A 25,705-nucleotide genomic window follows, 5' to 3' on the forward strand; every position below is an offset into this window, starting at 1 on the left:
AGCAATTGAAAGGGACGGAAGAGAAGCTTGCAATCCGACAGGCCGTGGTGCTGGACCTGGCCACGGAGGATTACGCCCGGACTCTGAAACTGCAGCGGGAACTGCAAAAGCTGCGTATAGACGGGGCCATACCGGACTGCCTGCTGGTGCTGGAGCACCCACCCACTTTTACCCTGGGTCGGGCCGGGGGGGCTGACAATATACTGGTAAGTGGGGACCGACTGTACCGGGAGGGTATCGGTGTATACAACGTGGAGCGGGGCGGCGATGTTACTTACCACGGGCCCGGTCAACTGGTGGGTTATCCCATCCTGGACCTGAAAAATTATGAACAGGATGTGCACCGGCTGGTGGAACGCCTTGAGGAAGTGCTGATCCGCACCCTGGTTGCCTATGGCATTACAGCAGGCCGCCGGTCCGGGCTGCCTGGGGTATGGGTGGAGGAGGCTAAAATAGCCAGCATCGGACTGGCCGTAACCAGGTGGGTGACCATGCACGGCTTTGCCCTGAATGTACACCCGGATTTACGCCATTTTGGGCTGATTAATCCTTGCGGCTTACAGGGGGTTTCGATGGCCTCTATGTCCGGTTTGCTGGGGCATCAGGTCAGCTTGGAGGAGGTAAAAAGCCGGGTGGTGGAGGAAATGGCCGGAATGTTTGGCTGGGAAGTGCTCCAGGGTGACCACCGGGTGGAGGCGCTGCTGCGCCGGCTGGGCCTGGCGGCCCGAAATTTCCGGCCGGGCTGGCTCACGGTGACGCCCCCGGGGCCGGGGGTGCTGGAGAGCATGGCCGGTCTTTTGGAACGGTGCGGGCTGCACACTGTATGCGAGGGGGCCTGCTGTCCCAATGCAGCGGAGTGCTTTGCCCTGGGTACCGCCACTTTCATGATCCTGGGGGACACCTGCACCCGCAATTGCCGGTTTTGCTCGGTGAGCAAGGGAATACCCGGGACGCCGGACCCCGGGGAACCCCTTGCGGTGGCTGAAGCGGTGCGGGAATTGGGTTTGCGTCACGCAGTCATCACCTCCGTCACCAGAGACGACTTGCCCGATGGTGGAGCGGGCCATTTTGCGGCCATGATTCGCGCAGTGCACCGGCTGAATCCCCATACCACGGTGGAAGTGCTGGTTCCTGATTTTCAAGGCTCGGAAGAAGCTCTGGCCGAAGTGCTGGCAGCCCGGCCCGAGGTGCTGGGCCACAATCTGGAGACGGTGCCCCGGCTTTATAAGCGGGTACGTCCCGGGGCGAACTACCGGCGCTCGCTTGAACTTTTGGCCCGGGCCCGGGAACTGGCCCCCGGGGTGGTTACCAAAAGCGGGCTGATGGTCGGATTGGGCGAGGGGTTCGGCGAAGTGCTGACTGTTTTGGATGACCTGCGGGCGGCCGGGTGCGCTTACATTACCATCGGCCAGTACCTGCAGCCGTCAACGGACCAACTGCCGGTACATGGATTTATACCACCGGAATTATTTGCCCGTTACCGTAAAGAGTGCCTGCGCCGCGGGTTTAAACGAGCCGACTGCGGTCCCCTGGTGCGCAGTTCTTATCATGCCGCCTCCCCTGATGCTCCGGGAGTAGGCTTCCATGCCGCCAACGCGGCATCACCAGTAGAACATGAAAAAGAGGTTTCCAGGGAATCAATGTAGGGGCGGACGACCAATGTTTACCCATCCCGGTATTAAATGTTAATTGTTTGGGTATTCTGTTAAAGTTTTTTCTAGTTAGACACACCAACAAACTGCTAAGAGCATAAGCACAAATGACAACTAAAAAGGCCCTTGAGCCAAGCTGTTTAATTTCCTTAGAAGAGGGGTAGTGGCATGGGACAATTGTTTGATGCTCTGGCTGCCGATTACGATGGTTGGTATTTGGCTCCGGCGGGCCGGTTTGCCGACCGGGTGGAAAAGGGCGCTGTATTGGGCTATCTGGAAGTTAAAGACGGAATGAGCGTATTGGACATTGGCTGCGGTACCGGTAACTATATCCTGATGCTGGCTCGCCTTGGCCTGCGGGTGACAGGTCTGGACATTTCTCCGGGTATGTTGGCCAGGGCACGGACAAAGGCTGAGGAAGCGCATTTGAATGTGGAGCTGATACAGGGGGATGCTATAGCCCTGCCTTTTGAGAATAACTCATTTGATGCTGTGCTTTCCGTATCCGCCCTGGAATTTATGCCACACCTTGGAATGGCCCTGCAGGAAGCTTACAGGGTGCTCAAGCCCGACGGCCGGCTGGTGGTTGGCGTGCTGGGGCGGGACAGTGCCTGGGGGCGTTACTACGCGGGCAAGGCCCGGCGGAACCCCGGCAGTGTTTTTAACAAAGCTAAGCTATATACCATAGAGGAACTGCGCAGCGCTATGCCCGGCACAGGGGTACAAACCCGGGCCGTGCTATTTACACCGCCAGACTTTGACTATACCAACGAACAGGCGGCGGCCGAGCTGGAAAACACTGCCCGGCAGGCCGGCTGTACCAATGGCGGTTTTATCTGCGCGATGGTGGTGAAGGGATGACCATGGAATAGTAGGTGCTGTTACCCAGACAGTTAAGCATTTTGCTTGAAGCCACATTTGGTCAGTTCAGCAATACACTATTGAACGAAAAAAAGAACCCGGCATTGATAAAAAGTCCGGGTTCTCTGTCTTTTAATTTAGCGTCAATGGCGGTGAGAAATTACTCTTTCTCCACCGCCATTGGCGCCGTCATCACGGCGCCGGTGACCGAACCCATCAACAAACCGCCGGCGACGCCAAATTTTGACCAACTGACAATAAAGCCACGGTTATAGGGAGTGCCGTACTCGGAAAGGAAAGACATGCAACTGCTCCATTCGCCGCCGGTCGAGATTCCCTGAACCAGGCGTAAAACAGCCAATATGACAGGGGCGGCGATGCCGATTTGCGCATAAGTCGGCACGCAACCGATCAGCGCGGTGCCGATGCCCATCAGCAGTACGGTTATGACCAGCACTTTCCGGCGACCTAGTTTATCGGCGTAGTGCCCGAAGACGAAACCGCCCAGCGGACGCATGATAAAGCCTACGCCAAACACGATAAAGGTCAACATCAGCGAAACCAGCGGATCCCCGGACGGGAAGAACAACGGGGAAATAACGGCGGCGAAATAACCATACAGGCCGTAATCGTATCATTCCAGAGCATTCCCGATAGAGCCGGCGAACACAGCTTTAAACAATGACTGTTTTGGCTTGTCCGCCTTGACGGTTGAAGTTCCTACACATGATTTACATAAAAACCCCCTTAGTATTAATAATTTTGGTTCGGGAGAGGGAGCATATCGCCTACCCTAATCAGGCGTATTAGAGGTCACGGCCATGGTGTTGATATCTTTGGGAAAGCGGCTGATTATTTCGTTGCCGCCGTCCTTTACGAATACGGTATCGCTGTAGCGGAATCCGCCGACACCAGGAATATATAAGGCCGGTTGGATGACAAGCGCCATGTTGCCATTGATGAGGTCTTTGCTGTCAAAGCTCAGATGCGGTATTTCCGTTGTGCCGATCCCGAACCCAGAACCTGACCTATGGAGGAAATACTTGGCAACTCCCGCTTTTTCATACACAGCGCGAATCACTTGGTCGATTTGGCTGGCGATGATTCCCTGCCGGATAATTTCCACCGCGGCGGCATGCGCGGCTTGCACTAAGGAAAAATACTTCAACTGCTCTGGGGTCGGCTTGCCCAAAAATACGGTCCGGTCGCACTGCGCCCAATAACCGTTTATCGCGACCTGGCGGCAAAGAACAACCGCATCCCCGGGGCGTATTTTGCGTCCGCCTGAACTGGCATGAAGCATAACCGACCTGGCTGCGCCCGATAGCGACATTGAAAAACACGCTACGCTGGCGCCAGGCAAATCAGCGGCTGTCTGTTTATTTAGCGCGCAGACGCCCGCCCGATCAATTTCGACTTCGCTAATTCCCTGACGTATTTCCGCCACTGATTTTTCGACGCAGTAGTCGACGTAGCGAGCGGCGGTCCGAATGGCGTCAAGTTCCTCCGGTTCCTTGATCGCCCGCAGTTGTTGCAGATGCCTGCTGATATCCTGCGGCTGTAGGCCAAGTTCGTTGAGGATTTTGAGATTATCGAGAGAGAATTTTCCGGCTTCGACACCGATATTTCCGCCTTGTGTCCCGGTGGCCAGCGTTTTGGCCAGGCTGGCGTAAAAACCTATTTCAGCCTGTTCGCCCACCGGGTGTTCATAATAAACCGCAATATCCATATCCCCGGCTTCTTTGCGCGCACTGTCCGCCGCAACTATGGGAACGATCAGACAGGCTTTTTCCCTGCTAATCACCAGCCCCATGGGACGGGAAGTCACTAATGCGTTAAAGCCGCTAAAATAATAAATATTATCCAGATTTTGAATCAGCACTTGGCCAATTTCCGCTTGGTCCAGCGAGGCCCGTAGTTTTTCTCTACGCAATTGGTAATTCATCCGGATGCTCCTTATGTTATTACGAAAGTATATTAAGTTAGAAGGGTTTATCTTTAGTTTCCGGGTAAAGAATTATTACCGTTAACAGAGTGACAACCATACTCAGGCACATGTATACCGGTACCACCATTACATCTCCGGTTACCTTCAGCAGCCAGGTAACTGCAGCCATGACCGTCCCGGCAAATACGGCGCTCGATAGCTGATAGGGCACCGAGAAACCGCTAACCCGGACGGCGGTCGGGAAAAGCTCGGACATGGCGACAGTGTTGCTTCCCTGGAACAAGGCGAAGACAAATGCCAGCACACATACAATCGAAGCCATTTCAAAATAGCTGTTCGCCTGCGCCAAAACTTTAAACAGCGGGTAACCGAGAACCGCTATCCCGGCGGAACCGGTGAGCATTAACGGTTTTCGGCCGTATTTATCCGCCAGGCGCCCGCCGACCGGCAACCCGATCATATACACGATGATCGTAAGGGCGGTCAACGAGAACCCGGTGGTTAAAGAAAGTTTCAAAAAACGTGAGATATAAGTTGCCATAAAGGTCATAATTAGCCAGTAGGTTATATTTCCGCCGCACATCAGCAAGAAGACGGTAATCATCGGTTTCTTATAGTTGCGGAAAATTTCAAACAGGGGCGTTTCCTTGGGGGCATCTGATTTTTGTTGCTCCTGGAATACCGGTGTCTCATCAATTTTCTTGGTTATATAGTAGCCGAACCAGGCGACGAGAATCCCGACGACAAAAGCGATTCGCCAGCCCCAGGCATTCAAAACCGCTGCAGACATTACGGAACTTAAAAACATGCCGAAGACCACTCCCATCAGCAACCCGAAGGCTGCGCCAACCTGGCCGAAACTTACGATATAGGCGCGATTGTCGGGTTTGGCATATTCGCCTAGGAAAGAAACGCAGCTTCCCCACTCGCCGCCGGCCGCAAGACCCTGCAGCAGTCGTACGGCAGTAAGAATGATCGGCGCCGCAATTCCGATTTGCGCATATGTTGGCAGAATGCCCATGATAAAGGTGCTACCGCCCATCAACATTACCGTTAGACCCAGAATATGTTTTCTGCCGATCTTATCGGCATAATGTCCGAAGATAAAGCCGCCGAGCGGGCGGGCGACAAAGCCTGCGCCGAAAACCACGAAGGCTAGTATCAGACTTACCAGAGGATCATCCGCCGGAAAAAAGTTTATGGAAATTGCCGAGGCAAAATAGGCGTACAAGGAATAATCGAACCATTCCATAATGTTGCCGGCGCTTCCGGCAATAACCGCACCCAAAAAAGTTTTTTTCTTTTCACCGGTACTCATGTCGGACCTCCTTTTAAGGCTTTGATGGAGCATTATTTGTGAATGCCCAAAGATGGTACATATGGGCATAATTTGTATGCGCGAATTTAGCGCGTAATAACGGCGCCATCTTTGATTATCGTAACAATCTTGCCGCCAATATCCAGGTCTTCCAGTGGGTTGGTCGACAATAACAAAAGATCCGCCCGCTTGCCGGGTTCGATGCAGCCCAAATCGTCGCGGTCAAGCGCGTCGGCGGCATTGACGGTAGCCGCCTGCAATACCGCCAGTTTAGTCATTCCCAGCTCGTGCATGTATTTTAGTTCGTCGAAATAACACTCATGCGGCGTGCGGGGCGAGTAGGCATCGGTACCGACGACAATTTTTACTCCCATTTCCACCGCTTTTCGGAAATTATTAACCTGTCCCTTATGCATGGCCTGAGCTTTGCGCACCGCAAACTCCGGAGTGCCTTCACCGACCGCTGCGGCGATATATTTGAATACTACCAGGGTGGGGCTCAGATATGTCCCTTGTTTGACGCACATTTCCCACGCTTTTTCATCGCCCAGGTTCCCGTGCTCAAGGGTATCGACACCCGCTTTCAGCGCATTCCTAATGCCGGTTACGCCTTCAGCGTGTGCGGCTACTTTCACGTTACGTTTATGGGCCTCCTCTACCGCTGCTGTCAGTTCATCCAGGTTGAGTTGCGGCGAGGCCGGCTCCTCTCCTTCGGTGTAAATTCCGCCGGAAGCCATTAGCTTTATAACGTCTACACCTTGTTTTAATAGCTGCCGGGTTGCCTTGCGAACCGCGTCCACGCCGTCGGCTTCCACGCCGAGCGTATGAACATGGCCACCGGTCATACAAATCGGCGGGCCGGCGATCAAAAAGTTTGGCCCGGCGATCAGACCCCGGCGAATAGCCTCCCGGACGGCAAAGCCCACGTTGCGCGGCGCTCCAAGGTCCCTAATGGTGGTGATGCCAAGTTTGAGAGTCGCCTCGGCGTGTTTTGCCGTGGCGACAGCCAGCAGTTCGTCGTCCATTCCCAGGATTACCGAATTCGGGTCGTCGCTGCCGTCCCAGACCATGTGCACATGGCAATCAATTAACCCGGGGATGGCAAATAAACCACTGCCGTCAGTCACTTCAGTGCCAGCCGGGACCTGGAAACTCGATTCCTGATTAATAACGGCCACTTTGCCCTTTTCAATAAGAATATTGGCAGCCGAAATTAATTCGCCGCTTTTGACGTTTACCAAAGTACAGTTTTTAATTAACACATAGATTACCCCCTAATTTTCCCGTTGCCGGAATTGTTTTTTGGAAAAAATCCAAATTAGTTAATGATTCAGAAAATAACTCTTATAAAAATTAATTACACTTCCTTTGCAATTTATTTTCTTATTTTTCACTATATAAAGCAGGATAAAATATGTCCAATATATAATTACTAGACGATTTATACTTGGGGAATATTAATGAAAGGAAGTAGTTTATGGAACTGCGGCATTTAAGATACTTTGTTGCGGTTGCAGAAGAACTGCATTTTAGTCTGGCGGCGCAAAAATTAAATATAGCCCAGCCACCGCTGAGCCAACAAATTCAGCAACTTGAAAATGAATTGGGAGTGCGGCTGTTTTTACGCACCAAACGTCAAGTTAAACTTACATACGCCGGAAAAGTGTTCTTGGATAACGCCCGTAAAATACTCAATGATCTTGAAAGAGCCTGTGAAGCCACCCAAAGAGCGCATCGCGGCGAATTGGGCAAAATAATAGTGGCCTTTACCGGCACGGCAACCTATGATATTTTGCCGAATCTGATACAACTGTACCAGGCGCGTTATCCCTTGGTCGATTTGACTGTGTTCCAATTGGTGACTACAGCGCAGGTGGAAGCATTATTAACGGGGGAGATTGACGTAGGCATTCTCTGTGCGCCTCTTGAAATTGCGGAATTGAATGTTGGGGTTATCCGCTATGAGCCGTTTGTCGTGGCCCTGCCGGCGGATCATCCGCTGGCGGAAAAAACGGGCGGGATCGAGGCGGGAGAACTGGCGGCGGAATTATTTATCATGACGCCGCGAAAATTAGGGCCGGCTTATTATGACGTAATAATCAACATTTGCCATAACGCTGGCTTTAGTCCCAATGTTGTCCAAGAATCGGGGGAGTTAGGCACGATACTTGCCCTTGTTGCTGCAAAAATGGGGATTTCTTTAGTGCCACACTCGCTGCAAAATATTCATATGGAAGGCGTTGTTTACCGCCAGTTGAAAAACCCGTTTCCGAAGCTGCAAACAGCATTAGCCTGGCGAAAAAGTGAAAATTCGCCGGTTGTGCACACTTTCCTGGAACTGGCGACAAGGTGTTTTCCGGTGCTTAAGGATTAATTTTATAAAATCTGTCAGTTTTCGGGTTAAATGCCCAGGGTTTTGCAACAGGAAAAGACAGTGGTTATATGTAATATATACATTAGTCATATCTAGAAAATATAAACGGAGGAAGTTGATTATGGAATTGCTGCATCTAAGATACTTTGTCGCCGTTGCGGAAAATTTGAATTTCAGCAAGGCGCAAAGCGCTTAAAAATAGCTCAGCCGCCTCTGAGTCAGCAGATTCAGCAACTAGAGGATGAATTAGGGATACAACTGTTTTTACGCAATAAACATCAGATCAAACTTACCTATGCGGGACAGGTATTTTGGGAAAAAACCAATAAAATACTCAGCGATTGGGTGCAAAGGTAGTTATCGTAGTATCAGGCATGGAAGGAGCGCTTGCCAGCGTTATAGGAGGACTTATGGATAAACCCATTAAGGATTAATTCGGTGGGTAATCTTGCACTGACATGGGAGACGACAAAAGAACGTAAAGGCAATGAAGCAGGCATAAGAGGCAACGAAAAAAAGAACCTGGACTTTGGATAGAAAGTCCGGGTTCTCTGTCTGTCAATCTATCGCCAGTTGATCCTGGGAGTGGTGCGTAGCGGTATGCGATGGTACTTTAATTTAGGATAACCCAGCATCATGGCGCCAAAGCTTTTGTGCCCCGCGGGCAGCTCCAGAGCCTCTTGCATGGGCGGGTAGGAACTGGCGGCGGCATAGAAATAACCGGCCCAGCAGGCCCCCAGCCCGAATCCGTAGGCAGCTAGTTCCAGGTAGGTCATGGCTATGGTGCAGGCTGCCGGCGCCATCATATTGTCACCCCGGGCATGGACCAGGACAATGTGCGGGGCCTGGCGGGTTACTTTATCCTCACCCTTTTCCCAGCCCGCCACCACTCTATTCAGATGCATTATCTTCGCCCGCTCGGGCATCTCCTGTATCATGTAGCGCATCCAGTCCACCACCAGGGCGGCAAACCGCCTGACTTTTTCTTTTTCCTGCAATACCAGCCAGTGCACCGGCTGGCTGTTATGACCCGAGGGGGCATAACTGGCAACGTTAATTATTTCTTGCAGGGTTTCCCGGTCTACCGGTTTATCCCGGTAAACTCTGATGGAGCGCCGGGAGGTTAAGAATTGCCGTACTTGCTCCGGGGTGAGTAATAACTCCTTTTGCAGCGGGTGGCAATCTCCGGAGGGCATTCCGGTTAATGACAAAGCTCCGTGAGGACACACCGCCACGCAATGGCCGCAGGCAATGCAGAATTCCCGGGTGCCGGGTAGATATGAGGGAAATCCTTCAGCTTCCTCCATAGCGATAATTCCAATGGGGCATTCCGCGACGCAGATACCGTCTTTTTGGCACTTTTCCCTGTCAATAAGCAATTGACTCATAAGCTCATCCTTTCATATATTTAATCACTCTCAAACTTACTGGAAATTAGTAGCCACCACAATTATTATAAGCATCTTTCTGACGAGATGCTTATAAAATAAGGTTTGAATTAACTGCTAACCAGTGCCAATGTATTTTTTTCAGTATTAAGTGGTGAGAATGTTGAGGAGCTTTATCTATGAAGATATAGTTAAGATTTTCTCCAGATAAAAATGTAAAAAAAGCTATTGCACTACGAACTTTTAGATCGTTGTGCAACAGCCCCTAATGTTATAATGGTTCACCAATGTCGTCGTTGATGATGGCGCGGGCCTCTTCCAAAGTACTGGCGGCAAACAGATCCTCAAGGATATGGTCCAATTGCTCCAGATCGGTCACCTGCCCCACTTTTTGTTGCAGGTTGGCCGATCTTTCCCCAAACTTGCGGGTTAAATATTTGCAGATGATTTCCCTGGTTCTCTCCACCCGGCCTTCGGCACGACCTTCTGCTCGACCTTCTTCTCGACCTTCCGCTAGTCCTTCGGCACGTCCTTTCTCATGCCAACTGGTGGTGATCTGCATAATTACATCGACCTCCTTACGATCCAGTTTTCCCAATTCCCGGTTATATTGTTCTTCTTCCTCGCGGTTCAGTTTCAGATATGTCTCGAAAAAACCGGCCAGCAACTCCATCCGGGCCGGGTCCAGTTTCAGGCGTACCAGCATGCGCATGAATTCCAGCTTTACCGTTACCTTTTCTTCCGGCTTAAAGCCCATTTTGCTTAAAAGGGCGGCGGCCACCGCCAGCCAGCAGTTCCATTCGGGCCGGGTTTAATTTCGGTGTTTTCCTGTATAGCTCTTGATTGTTATTTTTACCGCTATAGCCCTCGGTCCTACACTATCTATATACTTTTCTCCTTTAGAAATAAACTCAGAGCAATATTTTTTAAGAAATTCCCTGAAAACCATTATCTTTTCTTTTTCATCGCTGACCAAATTAGCCTCTCCAAATACAATTACACTCTCGTATAGGGTGCCAAACCTATCAGGTAAAACTTTTGTCTTGCCTACAACAGAAAAACATACTTTGTTGTTGTTTTTTATATTATCAAGCTTGCTACCTTCGGTAAAACAATGAAAGTAGATATTGTTTTCAATAACGACATAGCTCAAAGGCGTCCCATAAGGCTGATTTTCGTCATCAACTGTTGCAAGAATCCCATACTCTCCTTCTACCAAAATCTTCAATGCTTCTTCTTCATGCATTAGTCTATCAACTCTTCGCGTATCTCTCATATCAGCCAGCCTCCTTATTATATTTTAATGCTCATAAACTTTTATAAGAGCGTAATATATCCGCTATCCAATTCAGGTTAGTTTTTTGTAAATATATTAAAACAAAACCTAAGAACAACTGGTATTTGAAATTACTTTCATTCTATACTTTAATTAGCATCTGTTTAAACCTTCTGCATGTGTCTTTGCGAGGGGATGACAGATGGTCTTTACCTGCACTGTTTCTCCGCCGGTTGGCTAATCCGCCTTGCCGGCACCGTTAAAACCACAGAGCGGCCACGAGTCTGACTGCCCCAACCTGCTATCGTTAATCGCTCACCCACGTGTTGAAAATTCCTTTCTGCCCTGCTCGCAAAGAGTTTTCACCAAATCGCGGCCTGAATTTATCGACAGTTGTACTCCGCCTCCAGGTTGAACCCATTGGCCGGCCATATAAAAGTTGGCTAATCCCGGCAGAGTTTTAGGGATCACGGTTCTTACCGCTTCAGGTGTTGGCAGCCAACCTTCAAAGGAACCCCGGTGATTACGGGTATAGCGCCAAAAAGTATAAGGTGCGGCCACATCGGTCATTTCCACAAGGGAGGATATGCCGGGGTAGAGCGCTTCCAGACGACGGAGCACATCGTTGGCCACCCTTGCTTTTTCAGTTTCATAAAGGAATCTGTCTTCCTGCAAATTATACCAATGGTTAAAATCTGTTTCCAGCAAAGCTTGAACTACTGTTTTGCCTTCAGGCGCCAATGAATTGTCATGGTTGAAAATTCGCAAATACGCGTGAAAAGCTTCTTTGTCGCCGGTATTTACAGATTCTTTTAATAAAATTATTGTTTCAGACGGTTCGTTGGGAAATTGGCGGGCAATTCCAAAACTAACGAGATGAATCGGCCAAAAAATCGGCCACCGGTTATACCGTTCACGGGTACTTTGGTCAACGTATTTTCCAAGCCGGGACCGTTTTACCGAGCCGGTTATCAGTGAAGGCATATAAAGTTCTGTTGCCAAAAGACAATTAATCATGATTAAGCCTCAAAAATATATTAAAGCTGTTAATTGGTTATTTTCTGTATAAAAATCCGATATCCTCCATGGCGGGCGGCAAGCAGGGACATGGTGCGCAGCTCAAGACCTTGCAGCCGTCCCGGCCAATATGAAAGGCTCTGGAAACATCCAGGACAACAATGTTATAATTAATAAAAACGGTGATAATATTGGTATAAGAATTTGACTTGGTTATCAAAGCACCGGCTGAACGCCCGGAACACTTTATATAGTTAGTGTGCGGCATCCACGTTGGAAAAGTAAAGCAAGTATAAAAGAAAATCATGACTGTCAAGCAAGATAATCAAGGTGAGTAAAAGAGATAAATACCAGCTGCCGGTTAAACCGGCTTTTTTGCTAGCAGAGAGAACAACGGCGTTCGTAGTTGTTCCCCCTGCTTTTTATGTTTTACAGAAAATTGGAGGGCGAAATCAGTGTACCGGGTAGTAATTGTAGATTCTGAAGAGATAACGGCAAAAGCAATAGAAAAAATGAATATTTGGCGGATACGGCATGATTTCAAACTTGTCGCGGTAGAACATAATGAGGAACATGCCATGGACTGTTTGCGGGAAAGTAAAGCAGATATTGTGTGTGTTGTGACAAATGGCCGTTTTATTAAGGACATTACCTTGATTCGATGCATTCGGCACAGACTTTCCGACATTCATCTGATTCTAATCAGCACGGACAATAGCTATGAGCAGGTGCGTACCGGATTTTTAGCAGGTGCGTTTGATTATTTGGTGAGACCTGTATCTGAAGAGCAGTTTGACTGCGCTATTAGCCGGATTTATGAACGGTTTGGCGAGCAGTATGTGTGGGAGAAACTCTCCTTTAAGGTCGATGCGCTGATTGAAAATATTTTTTTAGGTGGGGGAAACACAGATATTATCTGCGAAAGTATTTTAGAACAGATTTATTCTGATTGGGGAAATGACGCCATAAACGGACAAGTGGTTGGAGACCGGGCTAAAAATAAAATATATGAGGAGCTTATTCAAAGAAAACCGTGGCTCGAAAAATTTATTTACGATAAACACTATACTTATCAAATGGGATTTCGAGTCAAAGATAAAGAGACCATCAAGAGGGAATGGAAACGTGATTTTGCTCAAGCTGCAAAGGTAGTTAAAAAATATCAAATGCTCGATAACAAACTTATTTATCACATCGGAAAATATGTTGTGGTGCATGTTGATGAGCGACTGACCCTGGAAGACGTATCCAACGGCGTATTTCTAAACAAAAGCTATATCAGCCATGTTTTCAAAAAGGTATCGGGCATAAATTTTATAGATTTTATGACCGACGTAAAAATTGACCGGGCGAAGATTTTACTCATGGATGAGGAGAGAAAAATCAGTGAAATAGCGGCAACCATCGGCTATAGCGATGCCGAATATTTCAGCAGGGTTTTTAAAAATAAGACAGGATTTTCTCCATCTCAGTATAAAGAATACCTCAAAACCTAAAAAATTTCGGGGCGAACGTCAAAATGTTACATGGAAAAAAGCAGGACAGACTTTTATAATAGGGCAATAGAGAAACATAAAGTTTATGCAAAGAAGCATACGGCAAAGGGGCATGTGATAAATATCCATCATATGCCCCTTTTTTGGTACTTGACGTATAGTTGTGTCCAAGGGCACAAGTACTTGCTTGGACAATAAAAAATACGTCGTTTATGCAAAGGAGCATTGTGGCAAAGGGGCATGTGGTGAACATTCATCATAGGCCTCTTTTTTGGTACCAGCTTAAGTTGTGTCCAAAAGAAAAAGCGCTTTTTCCGGACAGAAAGGAAATCAGACCATGAAAATTTTTGACGAGGCAAAGAAAGATCAGGTTTTTAAGGATTCTTTAACCTATTGGAACAGTGGCAAGACACAAGAATGGTTGGATCTTGGTATTGATCTGGTCATGGGAAAGAGGGAAGGCTATTACTTTTATGATTTAGAGGGCCAACAGCTGATGGATGTGCATATCAACGGCGGCACCTACAGCCTGGGTCATAGAAACAAGGAGGTTATTGATGCGCTGATTGAGGGTACCGCCCAGTGTGATATGGGTAACCATCATTTCCCGTCTGTCGTCAAGGCGGCGCTGGCCAAAACTGTTATTGAGGCATCTCCCCAGGGTATGACTCATGTAATATACGGCTCAAGCGGGGGCGAAGCGGTTGACCTGTCTCTCAAGTGTGCGAGAAACGCAACGGGCAGAAAGAAAATTATTTCCGTGCAAAACTGTTACCATGGCCATACAGGTCTGGCCGTGGCAGCAGGCTCGGACCGTTTTGCCAAGATTTTTTTGGCGGATACCACGGCAGAGTTCAACGTTAAGGTCCCGTTTAATGATATCGAGGCCATGGAACAAGCCCTTTCCAAAAACGATGCAGCCTGTGTCATTATGGAGACGATCCCTGCGACTTACGGTTTTCCCCTGCCGAAGGAAGGCTATCTGCCTGCTGTCAAGGCGCTTTGTGAAAAGTACGGTGCATTATATATCGCCGATGAGGTGCAAACAGGTCTAATGAGAAGCGGTGAGATGTGGGCGATTACCGGTTACGGGGTAATACCCGATATGATTGTCACCTCCAAAGGTTTCAGTGGGGGTATCTATCCAATTTCCGCGGTAATTATGAACGATAGAGCAGCTCAATGGATGCGGCAGGATGGTTCAGCCCATATGTCCACCTTTGGCGGAAGTGAACTTGGCTGTATTTGTGCGTTAAAGGTGTTTGAAATTCTCAACAGACCGTCTACCAGGGAAAATGTCAAATTTGTTTCCCAATATCTGAGAAACGGATTGGAACAAATTAAGGCGGACAATCCCCATTTCTTTACCGGTATCCGGCAGAACAGCCTGATCATGGGCCTTGAATTTGCCGGTGCAGGCAGTGCCGTTCTGGTGATGCAGCATTTGTATAAAAACGGTGTATGGGCCATTTACTCCATGCTCGATAATCGTGTATTGCAGTTTAAGCCCGGTTTGCTGTGCACAAAGGAATATTGCGACGAACTGCTTGGCAAGATGGCCAAAGGAATTAAAGAAGCGGCGGCTGCTTGTGGCAAATGAATTAGGTAAGTGAGGTGGAAGCAATGGCGTTGGACTGTATTGAGGTATTTGACAGCCTGGCGTTGGACGCGCTCAAAAAATATGGCATGGAGAAAACCTGTCAAACAAGGCTGCTGCAGATTTCTGAAAATATCACTTATCTCGTGGAAAATAAAGACACCCTGGCCAGGGAAGCGGTTCTGCGCATCAGCCGCCCGGGCTATCACACCATAGAGGAATTGCGTGATGAAATTATATGGCTGAAGGAAATAAAAAACTATACACCGATCATCGTAGCAGATCCGGTTAAGGGCCGGGATGGTTCGTATGTGCAGATTATTTCCAGTTGGTTGACTAACTCGACCTACGCCTGTGTCATGTATGAATTTTTGGCAGGCAGTGCGCCGGATGAAAACGATGAACAAGAAGTGGTCAAACAGTTTACGGATCTGGGTGCCACCACTGCTTATTTACACAGGCAAGCCAAAATGTGGAATAATGCCGGGAACCTGAACCGCTTTACTTGGAACTATGAAACGATGATCGGCGATAATGCCAAGTGGGGCAGTTGGAAGGAAGCGGCGGATTTAACTCTCGACGCTAAACGATTGTTGGAAAGAACCAGTGAGGTTATTAAGAAGAGACTTGATGCTTACGGCATAACCAGGGAGCGGTTTGGTTTGATTCACGCGGATTTGCGTCTGGCCAATTTGTTAATTGAAGATGATCAGATCAAGGTCATTGACTTTGATGATTGTGGTTTTGGCTGGTTTTTGCACGATTTGGCATCAGCTGTCAGTTTTGTTGAAACAAAGCCCATCACACCTGACCTGATTGCATCGTGGCTTGAGGGATATAGCAAGGTCGAGCGTTTAACACAAGAGGATTTGGCAGAGATTGACACCTTTGTGATGCAACGCAGGCTGCAGTTGCTGGCCTGGATTACCAGCCACTTTGACAGCGATCCGGTTAAAGAATTAAGTTTGGGATTTACTGAGGGCACAGCCATGCTGGCGGAAAGATACTTAACAAAATTTGCTTAAGTGAATGTTCGAAAAGGAGCACGTTTCAATTATTCAATCTTGGGAGGGAATGATTATGAGCACTTCAACAAGTGCAACAACAAGTGCAGCAAGAAGTACAACAAAAAGCACAACAGCGATTAAAGTGCCACGGCTCAACAAAGGAAATGCCTTGCAGAGGTCAATGAATCTTCTGTATGTTTATGCCATGGCCACAGGTGCAATTTATACATTCATGTTTTACTGGGACGGCATTTTTATGTCCTATACCGGCCCGGCAACCTTCTTGGCCTATGCCATCATGACAGCGGCAGTGCTGCCCATCGCTTTTGTTTATGCGGAGCTTTCCACCATGCTTCCAAGTACCGGCTCATCGCTGGTATTTAACACAATCGGCATCAACAGGCATGCGGGGTTCTGGTCCAGTTGGCTGATCATGATGGCTTGGGCTGCAGTACCCGCCGCGGGTACCCTGGGTATTATCGACTGGCTCAATTACCAGTTCGGTCTGAATCTAACAGGCACGAATGAGGTAATAGTGGGCACCGTTGCCTTGGCTGTATGGTGTGGTTTAAGTCTGGTTAAAAATGTTGTGGCCGGCAAGGTACAGACAGCCATGTTGTTCCTTAGTATCGCCGGAGTGGTATTAACCGCAACTTTATATCTTGTATCCAGTAATTGGAGTATGGAAAATTTTGACCATTTCTTCGCCACCTCTTTAAACGGCGGCGGCGCATCCGGCAATGGCGGCTGGATAGGTTGGATCATCGGTGCGGCATTTATGATTACCCCGTTCTTTGGGTTTGAAACAGTTCCTGCTATGGTTGAGGAAGGTACCTTCCCTATTAAGGAACAGAAAAAGGCCATTCTCGGCTCAGTGATAACTTGCGGCGCCATCTATGTAATCTTCTACTTTGCGCTTGCCGGTATGGCACCCTGGGCAACTTTGACCGAGGGTGGCAGCAGTGCCCCGTTTATCTCCATCAAGGCGTTTTTTGAGGCTTACGGTTGGGCAAAGTACGCATTTTTACTTGGTGTTATTGGCGTACTGTTCCCAATTGGCACGAGTGTCCTTGGCTTCTGGTATTCTTCCGTACGTATGATTTACGCCATGGGCAGACAGAACTTTTTGCCTGCGGCATTTGCCAAGACAAATAAATATGGTCAGCCAATTCTGCCCAATATTTTGATCTTTGTACTTAGCGTGATGTTCCTGCTTATGCCAAGCATCACCGCCTTCTTTAATCTTATGGCGTTTGCCTGTGCGACTTGCTACATTATCTCTGTTATTTCCTCCATTAAGATGCAAAAGGAACACCCGGAATGGAAGCGCCCCTATAAGTTGCCGGGCGGTAACAAAATGAGATACCTGGCACTTGTAATCGCCATAGTCATAAGCGGTTTCACTGCCTACGGTCAGGCAACGGAGTCTTGGGTTGGCTTTACCGGTTATATGGGTGTGGGGCTTGTATTGTGGATTTGGATGATGGTTAAAAAGTGGCCTGTACAAAAGGTTTGGATGATGACACCAGATGGTGAAAAGGAGTTTTAGGACACAATATAACTGTTTCGGGAGGAGCATTGACTTATGGGAAAGCTATCGGGAAAGGTCGCGTTTATTACAGGAGCATCCAAGGGAATTGGAGAGGGCATTGCCAGGATATATGCAAAGCACGGTGCAAAATTGGTTCTGGCGGCACGCTCAAATGCCACAGAGGAGCTTGCACAGGAACTGTGTGAGCAGGGTTGTAAAACAATTGCAGTTAGTGTGGATGTTACTAATATTGGGAGTATTCAGGCAGGTGTTGATAAGGCAATTGAAACCTTTGGTAAGATCGATGTGCTGGTTAATAACGCCGGAGTGTGTAAACTTGGTGGATTTTTGGAGTCGAGCGACGAGGATAGAGATTTCCATATTGATGTCAATATTAAAGGGGTGTGGAATACAACAAAGCTTATTGTGCCGTATATGATCAAACAGAGCTATGGCAAAATTATAATTATGTCCTCGGTAACAGGTGATATGGTGGCGGATCCGGGTGAAGTCGCTTATGCGACAACAAAGGCTGCGTTGGTTGGCTTTACCAAGGCGATGGCTCGGGAAGTGGCGGATTACAACATCACTGTTAATGCCATCTGTCCAGGTTATGTGCTGACACCATTGGTTAAGGGCATGGCGCTGCAGAGCAACCCTGGGAATCCACAAAGCGTTATTGATGGTATTGCGAGTGCAATTCCAATGAAACGACTGGCAGACCCTATAGAAGTTGGTGAGCTTGCGGCATTCTTGGGTTGTGACGAGTCAAGTTATCTGACAGGTACTCAAATTGTTATTGATGGAGGAAGCACTTTGCCGGAAACTTCTACCATGGGTGTATAGTACTTCAAATAAGATTTCCATATTTTTTTCTTACTTTTGGTGAAGCGGGCATGGGGCGCCTGGTTAAAGCAGGTTTCCCCATGCCCTTTCCCGTGCCAGGAAATCATTGCTACTGCATAAGAGTGGACTGGTCAGAGGAACGAGTAAGAAGAACTGGAAAAACTTCTGTTAGGTTGTGTACCCATAGTCAATCTCCTTGGCGCCAGCATCTTTATCTAGTTGAAAAGCGGCTGTTTGCTTTGACCGGTGAAGACCTAGCCGTTAAAAACAACGGTCTTTCAGGATATAATATTTGCCTTTCTTGATAAGGTAATTCCTGGAGGTTAGTTCTTTCAATGACTGGGCTACCATTACCCGGGAAACTCCCACAAAATCAGCGATATCCTGCTGGGTCAGGTGAAGTTTGATCAGGGTTCCCTCGGGACATGGTTCACCGCGCTCTCCGGCCAGCCGGATAAGTAAGTTTAATACCCTCTCCCGGGTGGACCCGGTACGCAGCTCGGTTACCTGTTCCCAGGCGTTATAAAGCCGGTTGCCCAGGCTATAGATAACCTGCAAAGCCAGATCCGGCGACTCCCGGATAATTTTTTCCAAACGCTGGCGGCTGAGGGCACAAACCCGGGCATTTTCCAATGCCACAGCGGCTGCCGGATGGCTGTTCTCACGAAACAAAGCAGCTTCCCCCAGCACTTCCCCTTTACCGGCCAACTGAAGGATTATCTCTTTTCCGTCTTCGTTAACCCGAACCAGCTTAAAGCTCCCCTCTTTAATTAAATACAACGTATCGGAAGGTTCTCCCTGATTAAACAAGATATCTCCCCGGCGGCAATGTTTTTTTACGGCAGCCCCACGGCACACCGTACTAAAAACCTCATCCTCAACGTTTTCAAAAAGGGGCAGGTCCTTTAAGCATAAATGGCGGTTGACTTCCATCTCAGCACCTTCTTTAGAATATAATCAATTGAAATGTTCTTTTGCCCGCTTCCGAAGTGATAATTTCGAAACATCCTTTTATTTATTTTCCAAGCCTTAATGCCTTTACTATTAGAAACGGAGGCCTTCTTCGTTCTTCTTTTAATGTTTTATTTTGTTTTTCTGCTTCTGCAGTAGCTGTTGGTTCTATTACTTTGCATATTTGAAATCCTGTTTCGGTTAACGTATTTATAATGGTGGACAGTGTCCGGTGATATTTTATTACACCTTCGACAAACCATTTTTGTTTCCTGATCCCTTCCTCGCCATAATCGTCCAGCATCCAATGTAGTTTTTGCCCATTTTGGTCCTTAACCCATCCACCAGATAATTTCTTTGCAGTGGTAACCGGGTGCTCCTGTGAAAATATCAAGAAGCCACCGGGTCTTAGACAAGTACATATTCTATCGACTACGGTTTTGAAGTCGGCAATATAATGAAATGCCAACGAGCTTAGAACTAAATCAAAGTTATCGGGCCCAAAATCTAAATTTTCTATTGGCATGTTTACATATTCTATCCTTTTATCATTAAATGCCTGCTTCGCCCTGTTGATCATTTTGCCGGAAATGTCTAATCCAACGACTCTCCTAGCTCCCTGTGAAACGTACCATTTACATGATTCGCCGAATCCGCAGCCTAAATCCAAAACATCTTTATTATTTAGATCAGGTAACAGCGATCTGAAAGCCGGGATTTCAAGAACGTCGTTGAGTCCGTTCCCTTTCTCACGAAGATTAATGTATGATTTATAAAAAGCAGGATCATCGTAAATATTTTGTTTCATAAAACACCACTCATTCTTTGTTTGTTCGTTCTTAATGGCTCATTTCTTTTGTGGTTGGTAGTTTAATATGAAATTTATTTCCATGCAAGATCAAGCACAACTTAGGGCTCCCGGTTTGCCAAAATTAATTTTCATCCTGATGAAGGGGAAAAGCTTGAAGAGATGAGAGAAGTTCTTTACTTGTACAGCTTCTCCTCCGATCGGCTAATCCGCCTTGCCGGCACCGTTAAAACCACGAGAGAGGCCAGGAGCAGTACTGCCCCAACCCAGCCCGCCATCGTCAACCGTTCCCCCACAAAGCCCACGGCCAGCAGGGTCGCCACCAGGGGCTCGACGAGTACGGCGATGGATGATGAAGTGGCCGTAGCTTTCTTTAGCCCTGTACCGAGAAGGGCGTAGGAAATTGCCGTCGGAAACAGCCCCAGATAAAGGAGGATAAGCCAACCTGCTAACGGCAGGTGCTGTGGAATGCCGGCGAAGGGAAGGAGTAAAAGTGCCCCGGTACCAAAAGACATGGCCATAACCTGGATGGGCGGGAGACTCCCCGTAAGCCCTTTCCCGGTTACTATGGTGGTAGCGTATGAAAGAGCTGCGGCAAGGGCGAGAAGATTGCCGAAAAGGTAAGACGGAGTGAGTATTGCCTCGGCCCCGTGCAGCCCCAGGATCAATACCGTCCCCGGGAGGGCCAATGCCAGTGCTGCCAGAATGCGGGATGTTAAACGTTCTTTCAGAAACACACGGGCCAAAAAAGCCACCAGCAGAGGGGCGACACAAATAGTTAGCAGGGTGGCTGTTGCGATTTGCGTACGGATTACCGCTTGGAAGAAGGATAGCTGGTAACCGGCAACAGCAATACCGAAGATAAGAAATCCGATCGAGTGACTTCGATATATCCGCAGGCCTGTTTCCCTTGTTGTCAACAAGGATGCCACAAATAAAAACGGTGCCCCGAAAAAGACACGCCAAACACCAACGGTAAGTGGGTCAACACCATACAGGCTGTGGAGATAGGTAGCCGCCGTTCCTGTTGTGCCGAAAAAAACTGCCGCTATTACAATAAGCAGTAATCCAAACGCCATTTCGCGGTTCACTTTCATCTTCCTTTCAGTAGCAAGTTAACAGTATTATAATGAATAGTAAACCGCTTTGTCTTTTCCTATTTTGGGGTTTCTTTATCCGTTTTAATTTCTCTATAAACTTTGGGGGATGTCCCTAGATGTCTTTGGAACAGCCTTGTGAGCGAACTCTGATGGTCGTATCCCACAAGCTGAGCGATTTGCAGAATTGATAAATTCGTATCTCGCAGATATTCCTTGGCTTTGTTCAGGCGAATTTTCCGAATATAGGCATTGGGGGTCATTTCCGTTTTCTTGTAGAACCACTTGCAGTAGTAAGAAGCTTCGAAATGTTCCAGGGAAGCAAGCTGGTTAATGGTGATTTTCTCATGATAATGCTCGTGGATATATTGGATGGAAACAGGGGTAGCTTCTTCCAATAGAAAACTGGCCGCATAGCGGATGAGGCTTTCTAAAGCACTATTGCGACAGGGTTTTTTAGCTCCTTCGTTTAGAAGCAAGAACCTGATGGCTTTCCAGCGGTCATCAAAAACCTGGTACATTGCTATATCTGTGCTGCCGATATCAGGCAGCACGAAAAGAGGTATGTCCAATACCAGGAACTCATTTCTGTCAGTGGCACAAAAAGTATGGCTGAAATTTGGCGGCAGAAAAAACAAATGTCGGCTATCTAGTGACAAATCGTGAATTTGGGTTCTGAAATGTAAGGTGCCTTCTATGGGCAGGATAAGTTGAGCATAAGGATGGCTGTGAGTATAATATTCTTTATCATAAGTTCTTCGTTCACATAAAACTTCTGTTAGGTTGCCACCCATAATCAATCCCCCCCATTTTACTCATCCTCTTTCTATTATCCATGAGTTGCAAAGCTTTACAATATGATGATCTTCCATAAAGCTGGCCAGCAGTTCCATCCGGGGCTGGTCCTTTTTTCTCCTGATTACAGTTTATCTTATGGGCGGTGCGGTTTCAAGAGATTAACCACACCCCTGCCGAGTTCTAATGAAAAGGTGATATATATTTAGCGGATATAGAAAGTATCTGGTATAAACATATTTTTTTCTCTTGTTAACAGTAAAACATTGTATTACAATACTAATATAATAATATTACCTATTCGGGTAATATTACCCGAATAGGTAATATGTTGACGGAACTAGAGGTGCAAAATGAAGCTAAAATATACTTCGACTGGAAACAGATATGAGAGAAAAAAAGAAGAGACAAGACAAAAAATAATTGATGTGGCGATGAAACTTTTCTACAAGCAAGGCTTTGCTTCAACTACTTTGGAGCAAATTGCGGAGGAAGCAGACATTGCCCGCAAAACCCTCTATAACCATTTCCCTGTTAAGGAAGATATTATCATTGAATACTTGCATCGGTTTATCACTGAACGGGCGCCGGAAATAGAGCAGTTAATCAAGGAGTATTCCGATATCCGTTCACGGTTGGTGATCGTGCTGAGTAGAATTCTGGAGTGGACCAGTCAGTTGATGACAAAGGATATTTTCAGGATCTACGTTTCTTATCATGTGCAAAAAATATTGACGGCTACTTTTGATGAAATTCTAAGAAGCGGCGCACATAGTTTTGTGGTTAAAATTATCAAACTGGGTCAGGAGTCGGGAGAGATTAGGCGGGATCTTCCATTGGAAATTATGATTTCCCAAGCCGACAATATACGTGTATCAGCGGGAATGAATTTTTTAATGGACCCTGATAAGTTTGACGCCCAGGATTATATTACCAAAAGCGTAGACCTTTTTCTTGGCGGGGCAAGAGATGTGCCGGACAGGAACCGTTAAAAGTGTTGGGGGAGGATGATTATGGAAAAGAGTTGCACAGCGTTCTTTTTCAGTTGGCCCGAAGCTTTTCAAGCCGGGGTGGAGGCAGCCGGGGGGAAAGGGTGGAACCTGGGCAGGCTGGAACGGTATGGATTCAAGATTCCAGTTGGGGGAGTCCTGGCAGCTGGAGCCTACCGGAGTTTTATTGAAGAAAACAACCTGCTGGAAGCCACAGGGGAGATCGCGCAAAGTGTATCTATCGGTAATATTGGCGAGAGGGAGATTGAAGATAAACTTTTCCTGATTAGAGAAAAAATAAAGTCTGGCACCATTTCAACCACTATCCGGGAAGAACTGGTTTCAAAGCTTAAAAGCATCGGCATACTTGACAAACCATTGGCTGTGAGGTCTTCAGCCACGGCGGAAGACGCTGCCGGGACTTCTTTTGCCGGTATTCACGATTCGTTTTTAAATGTCCGGGGCCTGGATAACATCCTGTCTGCCATTAAAAGTTGTTACGCTTCTTTATGGACACCCAGGGCCGTCGCTTACCGGCGGAAAATGAGCGTCAAAGATGATGATGTGATACCGGCTGTGGTGGTTATGGAAATGGTGGAGGCCAAGGCTGCCGGTGTTGGTTTTACCTGCGATCCCCGGACTGGTCGGGAAGATGTCATGGTTATAAGCGCCAACTTTGGTTTGGGCGAAAGTGTGGTCAGCGGTGCGGTGGAGCCGGACGAATACCGCCTGCGCCTGGGCTATTGGCCTGAAATAAAGGAAAAAATAATTGGTCGCAAAGAAAGAATGACCGTTCCCCGGGAAAATGTGGGTACGGTATCTGTGCAGCCTGCTGAATCAATGGCGGGTCAAGCGTTATCCGATGAGAACATAATAAAACTGGGTTTTTTAATTCTGCGGGTTTTTGAGGCCTTGGGCAGCGGGGAACAGCACCAGGATATCGAGTGGGTGTTTAGCGGCAGTGAGTTCATCCTGGTCCAGGCCAGGCCGGTGACGGCGTTGCCAAAGTGCACCTGCGCTGAAATTAAAGATCAGCCGGACATATGGTCCAACGTCAATTTTAGGGATGCCATTCCCTTTGTCCAGTCAACTCTTAACTGGAGTATAAATAAAATAGGCCTCCCCGGTGCGCTGCAGTCACCATTTCAATCAGTAGGTTACCATATGCCCCAGGGGCTGCGATATATCAGGCTTTATCAGGGCAGGGCGTATCTCAATCTGTCGCTTCAACAGTGGCTCTGGTATGATGCCCTGGGGCTGGCGCCCCGGAAAACGAACGACAGTCTGGGAGGGCACCAGCCGGAAATTAAAATTAACGAAAAGAAACCTTATGCCGGGGTCAGGGGATTAAAGAGAATCGGCCGCATGTTAAAGCTTCTAATGGCAATTCCAAAGGCCAAGCGAAGGGCAAGGGAATCTTTTGCTAATTATAATGATTATACGGCAAATTTATTAAAAAAAGATTTCAAAAGCTTTACGAATGAACAGTTTATTCATACTTTTATTACTAATGCCAAAGTATCAACGGAATTCGCCGCCGTGTTTTTCTTTTTAGGTATTTCCTCGGCGCCTCCTCATACGATGCTGGTTAATACATTGGAAAAATATTTTCCGCGTAAAGGAAACGCCATGGCCAACGCCATTATGGCCGGGGGCGCGGACATCACCAGCGCACAGCACGGCTACCGCCTGATGGAAATGGCTGAAATAGCCCGCAGTGATGTGGATGCACGAAGGTTCTTTTCCGCTGAATTGTTTGACCCTCTTCTCTGGGATCGAGGTCTGCCGGACAATTCCCCGTTTAAACAGTCCCTGCGCAACTTCCTGGCGGAATACGGGCATCGTGGTATTTATGAGTGTGATATCATCAACCCCCGTTGGCGTGAAGACCCTTCTTACCTTTTGCATATCATCAGAAGCACCGTGGAAATTGCTGATACCGGCGCAATAAAGGCCCGGCAAAAAGAAAAAGCGGACCGGGCCTGGCGGGAAATCAATCAAAAGCTGCCTTGGCACCGCCGCGTACAGGTAAAATCTTGGTGGAAACAAGCCCTGAAAGGTGCGGAATTAAGGGAGATGGCCAAGTCCGTACTGGTTAAGTTATATGAACCAGGACGCATGATTTACCAGGAGATAGGGCAGCGGTTGGCGGAAAGGGGGATTATTGAGGAACCAAACGACATCTATCACTGTGCCTTGACTGAGATTTTCTCCATTGTCTGGGGATACTGGGACGGCATGGGGTTGGCCGTTCTGGTGGCCGAGCGCAGGGCCGGGATGAAAGAAATGGAGGACCTTTCCCCCCCAGACCTGATTATTGATGAGGCACCTCATTTTGCGGAACCCACCAACCTTAGCCCGGACAATGCGCTTGCAGGTATGGGTGTGGCCGCGGGAAGGGCTTCCGGCGCGGCAAGATTAATCCATCATCCCGATGAGGGAGGAAAACTCTTGGCCGGGGATGTGCTGGTGGCTCCGTCCACCGACCCCGCCTGGACACCCCTGTTTTTGAGAGCTTCCGCCATTGTTATGGAGTCAGGAGGGTTTTTGTCCCATGGTTCCATTGTGGCCCGGGAGTATGGCATTCCGGCGGTGGTTAACATTCCGGGCGTGATGAAGCTGATAGATGATCACCAGTTAATCGCCGTGGATGGTGACGCGGGAAAGGTATACTTGTAATTTGAAATACGGGGGAGGAAGAATATTTATAAAAGTAATGCTAATGTACGCATTATTAGCTGGCAGCTGAGCTTT

23 protein-coding genes and 1 pseudogene are annotated in these 25,705 nt (G+C 47.9%); 12 read left to right on the top strand and 12 right to left on the bottom strand.

The annotated features are described in order from the left end of the window. The first annotated feature begins 5 nt into the window (after nt 1-5). Entirely contained in the window at nt 6-1,646 is a 1,641-nt protein-coding gene (gene lipA, locus BM056_RS13345) for a lipoyl synthase (protein WP_238456456.1), read from the top strand. A gap of 174 nt (nt 1,647-1,820) precedes the next feature. Beyond that, entirely contained in the window at nt 1,821-2,513 is a 693-nt protein-coding gene (locus BM056_RS13350) for a class I SAM-dependent methyltransferase (RefSeq protein ID WP_092471924.1), read from the top strand. Nucleotides 2,514-2,673: 160 nt separating this feature from the next. On the opposite strand, the gene BM056_RS13355 is transcribed toward BM056_RS13350, so the two are convergent. The 4 genes from BM056_RS13355 to BM056_RS13370 all read right to left on the bottom strand — a co-directional run bounded on the left by BM056_RS13355 (nt 2,674) and on the right by BM056_RS13370 (nt 7,041). Next, entirely contained in the window at nt 2,674-3,135 is a 462-nt protein-coding gene (locus BM056_RS13355) for an MFS transporter (protein WP_092471925.1), read from the bottom strand. Nucleotides 3,136-3,306: 171 nt separating this feature from the next. Next, a complete protein-coding gene (locus BM056_RS13360; RefSeq protein ID WP_092471926.1) occupies nt 3,307-4,458 on the bottom strand; it encodes a M24 family metallopeptidase in 1,152 nt (383 codons plus the stop codon). 37 nt (nt 4,459-4,495) lie between these two features. After that, nucleotides 4,496-5,779: an MFS transporter gene (locus tag BM056_RS13365; protein WP_092471927.1), complete on the bottom strand. Its 1,284-nt coding sequence runs from the start codon at nt 5,777-5,779 to the stop codon at nt 4,496-4,498. A gap of 86 nt (nt 5,780-5,865) precedes the next feature. Then, nucleotides 5,866-7,041 carry a metal-dependent hydrolase family protein gene (locus BM056_RS13370; RefSeq protein WP_092471928.1) on the bottom strand — a complete coding sequence of 392 codons (1,176 nt, stop codon included), beginning with the start codon at nt 7,039-7,041 and terminating at the stop codon, nt 5,866-5,868. A 215-nt stretch (nt 7,042-7,256) separates the two neighbouring features. Between BM056_RS13370 and BM056_RS13375 the strand changes: the two genes are divergently transcribed. From BM056_RS13375 to BM056_RS26875, 3 genes and pseudogenes are all read left to right on the top strand, one after another. After that, nucleotides 7,257-8,153 (top strand): LysR family transcriptional regulator, encoded by an 897-nt coding sequence (locus tag BM056_RS13375; RefSeq protein WP_092471929.1) that lies wholly within the window; start codon nt 7,257-7,259, stop codon nt 8,151-8,153. A gap of 141 nt (nt 8,154-8,294) precedes the next feature. Beyond that, the gene (locus BM056_RS27650; protein ID WP_353740149.1) at nt 8,295-8,510 is read left to right on the top strand and encodes a LysR family transcriptional regulator; all 216 of its coding nucleotides are present in this window, start codon (nt 8,295-8,297) and stop codon (nt 8,508-8,510) included. Then, nucleotides 8,498-8,578 (top strand): annotated as a pseudogene (locus BM056_RS26875) (nickel pincer cofactor biosynthesis protein LarB); the annotation flags it as partial. The gene BM056_RS27650 and the pseudogene BM056_RS26875, both read left to right, overlap by 13 nt. Before the next feature lie 138 nt (nt 8,579-8,716). Here the strand turns inward: BM056_RS26875 and BM056_RS13385 are convergent. The 4 genes from BM056_RS13385 to BM056_RS13400 form a co-directional block, all read right to left on the bottom strand. Then, nucleotides 8,717-9,541 (bottom strand): nitroreductase family protein, encoded by an 825-nt coding sequence (locus tag BM056_RS13385; RefSeq protein ID WP_092471930.1) that lies wholly within the window; start codon nt 9,539-9,541, stop codon nt 8,717-8,719. A 271-nt stretch (nt 9,542-9,812) separates the two neighbouring features. After that, nucleotides 9,813-10,298, bottom strand: a complete 486-nt coding sequence (locus tag BM056_RS13390; protein ID WP_238456457.1) for a DUF4351 domain-containing protein — start codon at nt 10,296-10,298, stop codon at nt 9,813-9,815. Nucleotides 10,299-10,352: 54 nt separating this feature from the next. Continuing rightward, nucleotides 10,353-10,787, bottom strand: coding sequence for a pyridoxamine 5'-phosphate oxidase family protein (locus tag BM056_RS13395; protein WP_238456458.1), 435 nt, complete (start codon nt 10,785-10,787; stop codon nt 10,353-10,355). Nucleotides 10,788-11,132: 345 nt separating this feature from the next. Further along, a complete protein-coding gene (locus tag BM056_RS13400; RefSeq protein ID WP_092471932.1) occupies nt 11,133-11,834 on the bottom strand; it encodes a phytoene desaturase family protein in 702 nt (233 codons plus the stop codon). Between the two features lie 455 nt (nt 11,835-12,289). Here BM056_RS13400 and BM056_RS13410 point away from each other — a divergent pair, with 455 nt between their 5' ends. The 5 genes from BM056_RS13410 (at nt 12,290) to ucpA (ending at nt 18,311) form a co-directional block, all read left to right on the top strand. Continuing rightward, on the top strand, nt 12,290-13,330 hold the full coding sequence (locus BM056_RS13410) for a response regulator transcription factor (protein ID WP_092471934.1): 1,041 nt from the start codon (nt 12,290-12,292) through the stop codon (nt 13,328-13,330). 289 nt (nt 13,331-13,619) lie between these two features. Then, the gene (locus tag BM056_RS13415; protein ID WP_207648192.1) at nt 13,620-14,930 is read left to right on the top strand and encodes a class-III pyridoxal-phosphate-dependent aminotransferase; all 1,311 of its coding nucleotides are present in this window, start codon (nt 13,620-13,622) and stop codon (nt 14,928-14,930) included. Nucleotides 14,931-14,953: 23 nt separating this feature from the next. Next, entirely contained in the window at nt 14,954-15,952 is a 999-nt protein-coding gene (locus BM056_RS13420; protein WP_092471936.1) for a phosphotransferase enzyme family protein, read from the top strand. 55 nt (nt 15,953-16,007) lie between these two features. Beyond that, nucleotides 16,008-17,483, top strand: a complete 1,476-nt coding sequence (locus BM056_RS13425; protein ID WP_165613519.1) for an APC family permease — start codon at nt 16,008-16,010, stop codon at nt 17,481-17,483. Nucleotides 17,484-17,519: 36 nt separating this feature from the next. Then, a complete protein-coding gene (gene ucpA, locus BM056_RS13430) occupies nt 17,520-18,311 on the top strand; it encodes an SDR family oxidoreductase UcpA (RefSeq protein WP_092471938.1) in 792 nt (263 codons plus the stop codon). Nucleotides 18,312-18,572: 261 nt separating this feature from the next. Here ucpA and BM056_RS13435 read toward each other — a convergent pair whose 3' ends face one another. The 4 genes from BM056_RS13435 to BM056_RS13450 all read right to left on the bottom strand — a co-directional run bounded on the left by BM056_RS13435 (nt 18,573) and on the right by BM056_RS13450 (nt 21,961). After that, complete coding sequence (locus BM056_RS13435) at nt 18,573-19,244, bottom strand: Crp/Fnr family transcriptional regulator (RefSeq protein ID WP_092471939.1); 672 nt, start codon at nt 19,242-19,244, stop codon at nt 18,573-18,575. Between the two features lie 82 nt (nt 19,245-19,326). Continuing rightward, a complete protein-coding gene (locus BM056_RS13440) occupies nt 19,327-20,070 on the bottom strand; it encodes a class I SAM-dependent methyltransferase (RefSeq protein ID WP_092471940.1) in 744 nt (247 codons plus the stop codon). Between the two features lie 176 nt (nt 20,071-20,246). Further along, nucleotides 20,247-21,161, bottom strand: a complete 915-nt coding sequence (locus tag BM056_RS13445) for a DMT family transporter (protein WP_165613520.1) — start codon at nt 21,159-21,161, stop codon at nt 20,247-20,249. 65 nt (nt 21,162-21,226) lie between these two features. Continuing rightward, complete coding sequence (locus BM056_RS13450; protein ID WP_092471942.1) at nt 21,227-21,961, bottom strand: helix-turn-helix transcriptional regulator; 735 nt, start codon at nt 21,959-21,961, stop codon at nt 21,227-21,229. Between the two features lie 354 nt (nt 21,962-22,315). On the opposite strand from BM056_RS13450, the gene BM056_RS13455 reads away from it, so the two are divergent. Beyond that, entirely contained in the window at nt 22,316-22,954 is a 639-nt protein-coding gene (locus BM056_RS13455) for a TetR/AcrR family transcriptional regulator (RefSeq protein ID WP_092471943.1), read from the top strand. A 21-nt stretch (nt 22,955-22,975) separates the two neighbouring features. Next, entirely contained in the window at nt 22,976-25,630 is a 2,655-nt protein-coding gene (locus tag BM056_RS13460; RefSeq protein ID WP_092471944.1) for a PEP/pyruvate-binding domain-containing protein, read from the top strand. The last annotated feature ends 75 nt before the right edge of the window (nt 25,631-25,705 follow it).

Origin of the sequence: Desulfotruncus arcticus DSM 17038, from assembly GCF_900113335.1 — a bacterium.
Classification (GTDB): Bacteria; Bacillota; Desulfotomaculia; order Desulfotomaculales; family Desulfallaceae; genus Desulfotruncus; species Desulfotruncus arcticus.

Coding starts and splice junctions, on each gene's coding strand:
- ucpA (WP_092471938.1), top strand. CDS start 17,520: ATGGGAAAGCTATCGGGAAAGGTCGCGTTTATTACAGGAGCATCCAAG.
- BM056_RS13390 (WP_238456457.1), bottom strand. CDS start 10,298: ATGGGCTTTAAGCCGGAAGAAAAGGTAACGGTAAAGCTGGAATTCATG.
- BM056_RS13440 (WP_092471940.1), bottom strand. CDS start 20,070: ATGAAACAAAATATTTACGATGATCCTGCTTTTTATAAATCATACATT.
- BM056_RS13435 (WP_092471939.1), bottom strand. CDS start 19,244: ATGGAAGTCAACCGCCATTTATGCTTAAAGGACCTGCCCCTTTTTGAA.
- BM056_RS13420 (WP_092471936.1), top strand. CDS start 14,954: ATGGCGTTGGACTGTATTGAGGTATTTGACAGCCTGGCGTTGGACGCG.
- BM056_RS13425 (WP_165613519.1), top strand. CDS start 16,008: ATGAGCACTTCAACAAGTGCAACAACAAGTGCAGCAAGAAGTACAACA.
- BM056_RS13385 (WP_092471930.1), bottom strand. CDS start 9,541: ATGAGTCAATTGCTTATTGACAGGGAAAAGTGCCAAAAAGACGGTATC.
- BM056_RS13365 (WP_092471927.1), bottom strand. CDS start 5,779: ATGAGTACCGGTGAAAAGAAAAAAACTTTTTTGGGTGCGGTTATTGCC.
- BM056_RS13395 (WP_238456458.1), bottom strand. CDS start 10,787: ATGCATGAAGAAGAAGCATTGAAGATTTTGGTAGAAGGAGAGTATGGG.
- BM056_RS13460 (WP_092471944.1), top strand. CDS start 22,976: ATGGAAAAGAGTTGCACAGCGTTCTTTTTCAGTTGGCCCGAAGCTTTT.
- BM056_RS13360 (WP_092471926.1), bottom strand. CDS start 4,458: ATGAATTACCAATTGCGTAGAGAAAAACTACGGGCCTCGCTGGACCAA.
- BM056_RS13455 (WP_092471943.1), top strand. CDS start 22,316: ATGAAGCTAAAATATACTTCGACTGGAAACAGATATGAGAGAAAAAAA.
- BM056_RS13400 (WP_092471932.1), bottom strand. CDS start 11,834: ATGATTAATTGTCTTTTGGCAACAGAACTTTATATGCCTTCACTGATA.
- BM056_RS13350 (WP_092471924.1), top strand. CDS start 1,821: ATGGGACAATTGTTTGATGCTCTGGCTGCCGATTACGATGGTTGGTAT.
- BM056_RS13450 (WP_092471942.1), bottom strand. CDS start 21,961: ATGGGTGGCAACCTAACAGAAGTTTTATGTGAACGAAGAACTTATGAT.
- BM056_RS13375 (WP_092471929.1), top strand. CDS start 7,257: ATGGAACTGCGGCATTTAAGATACTTTGTTGCGGTTGCAGAAGAACTG.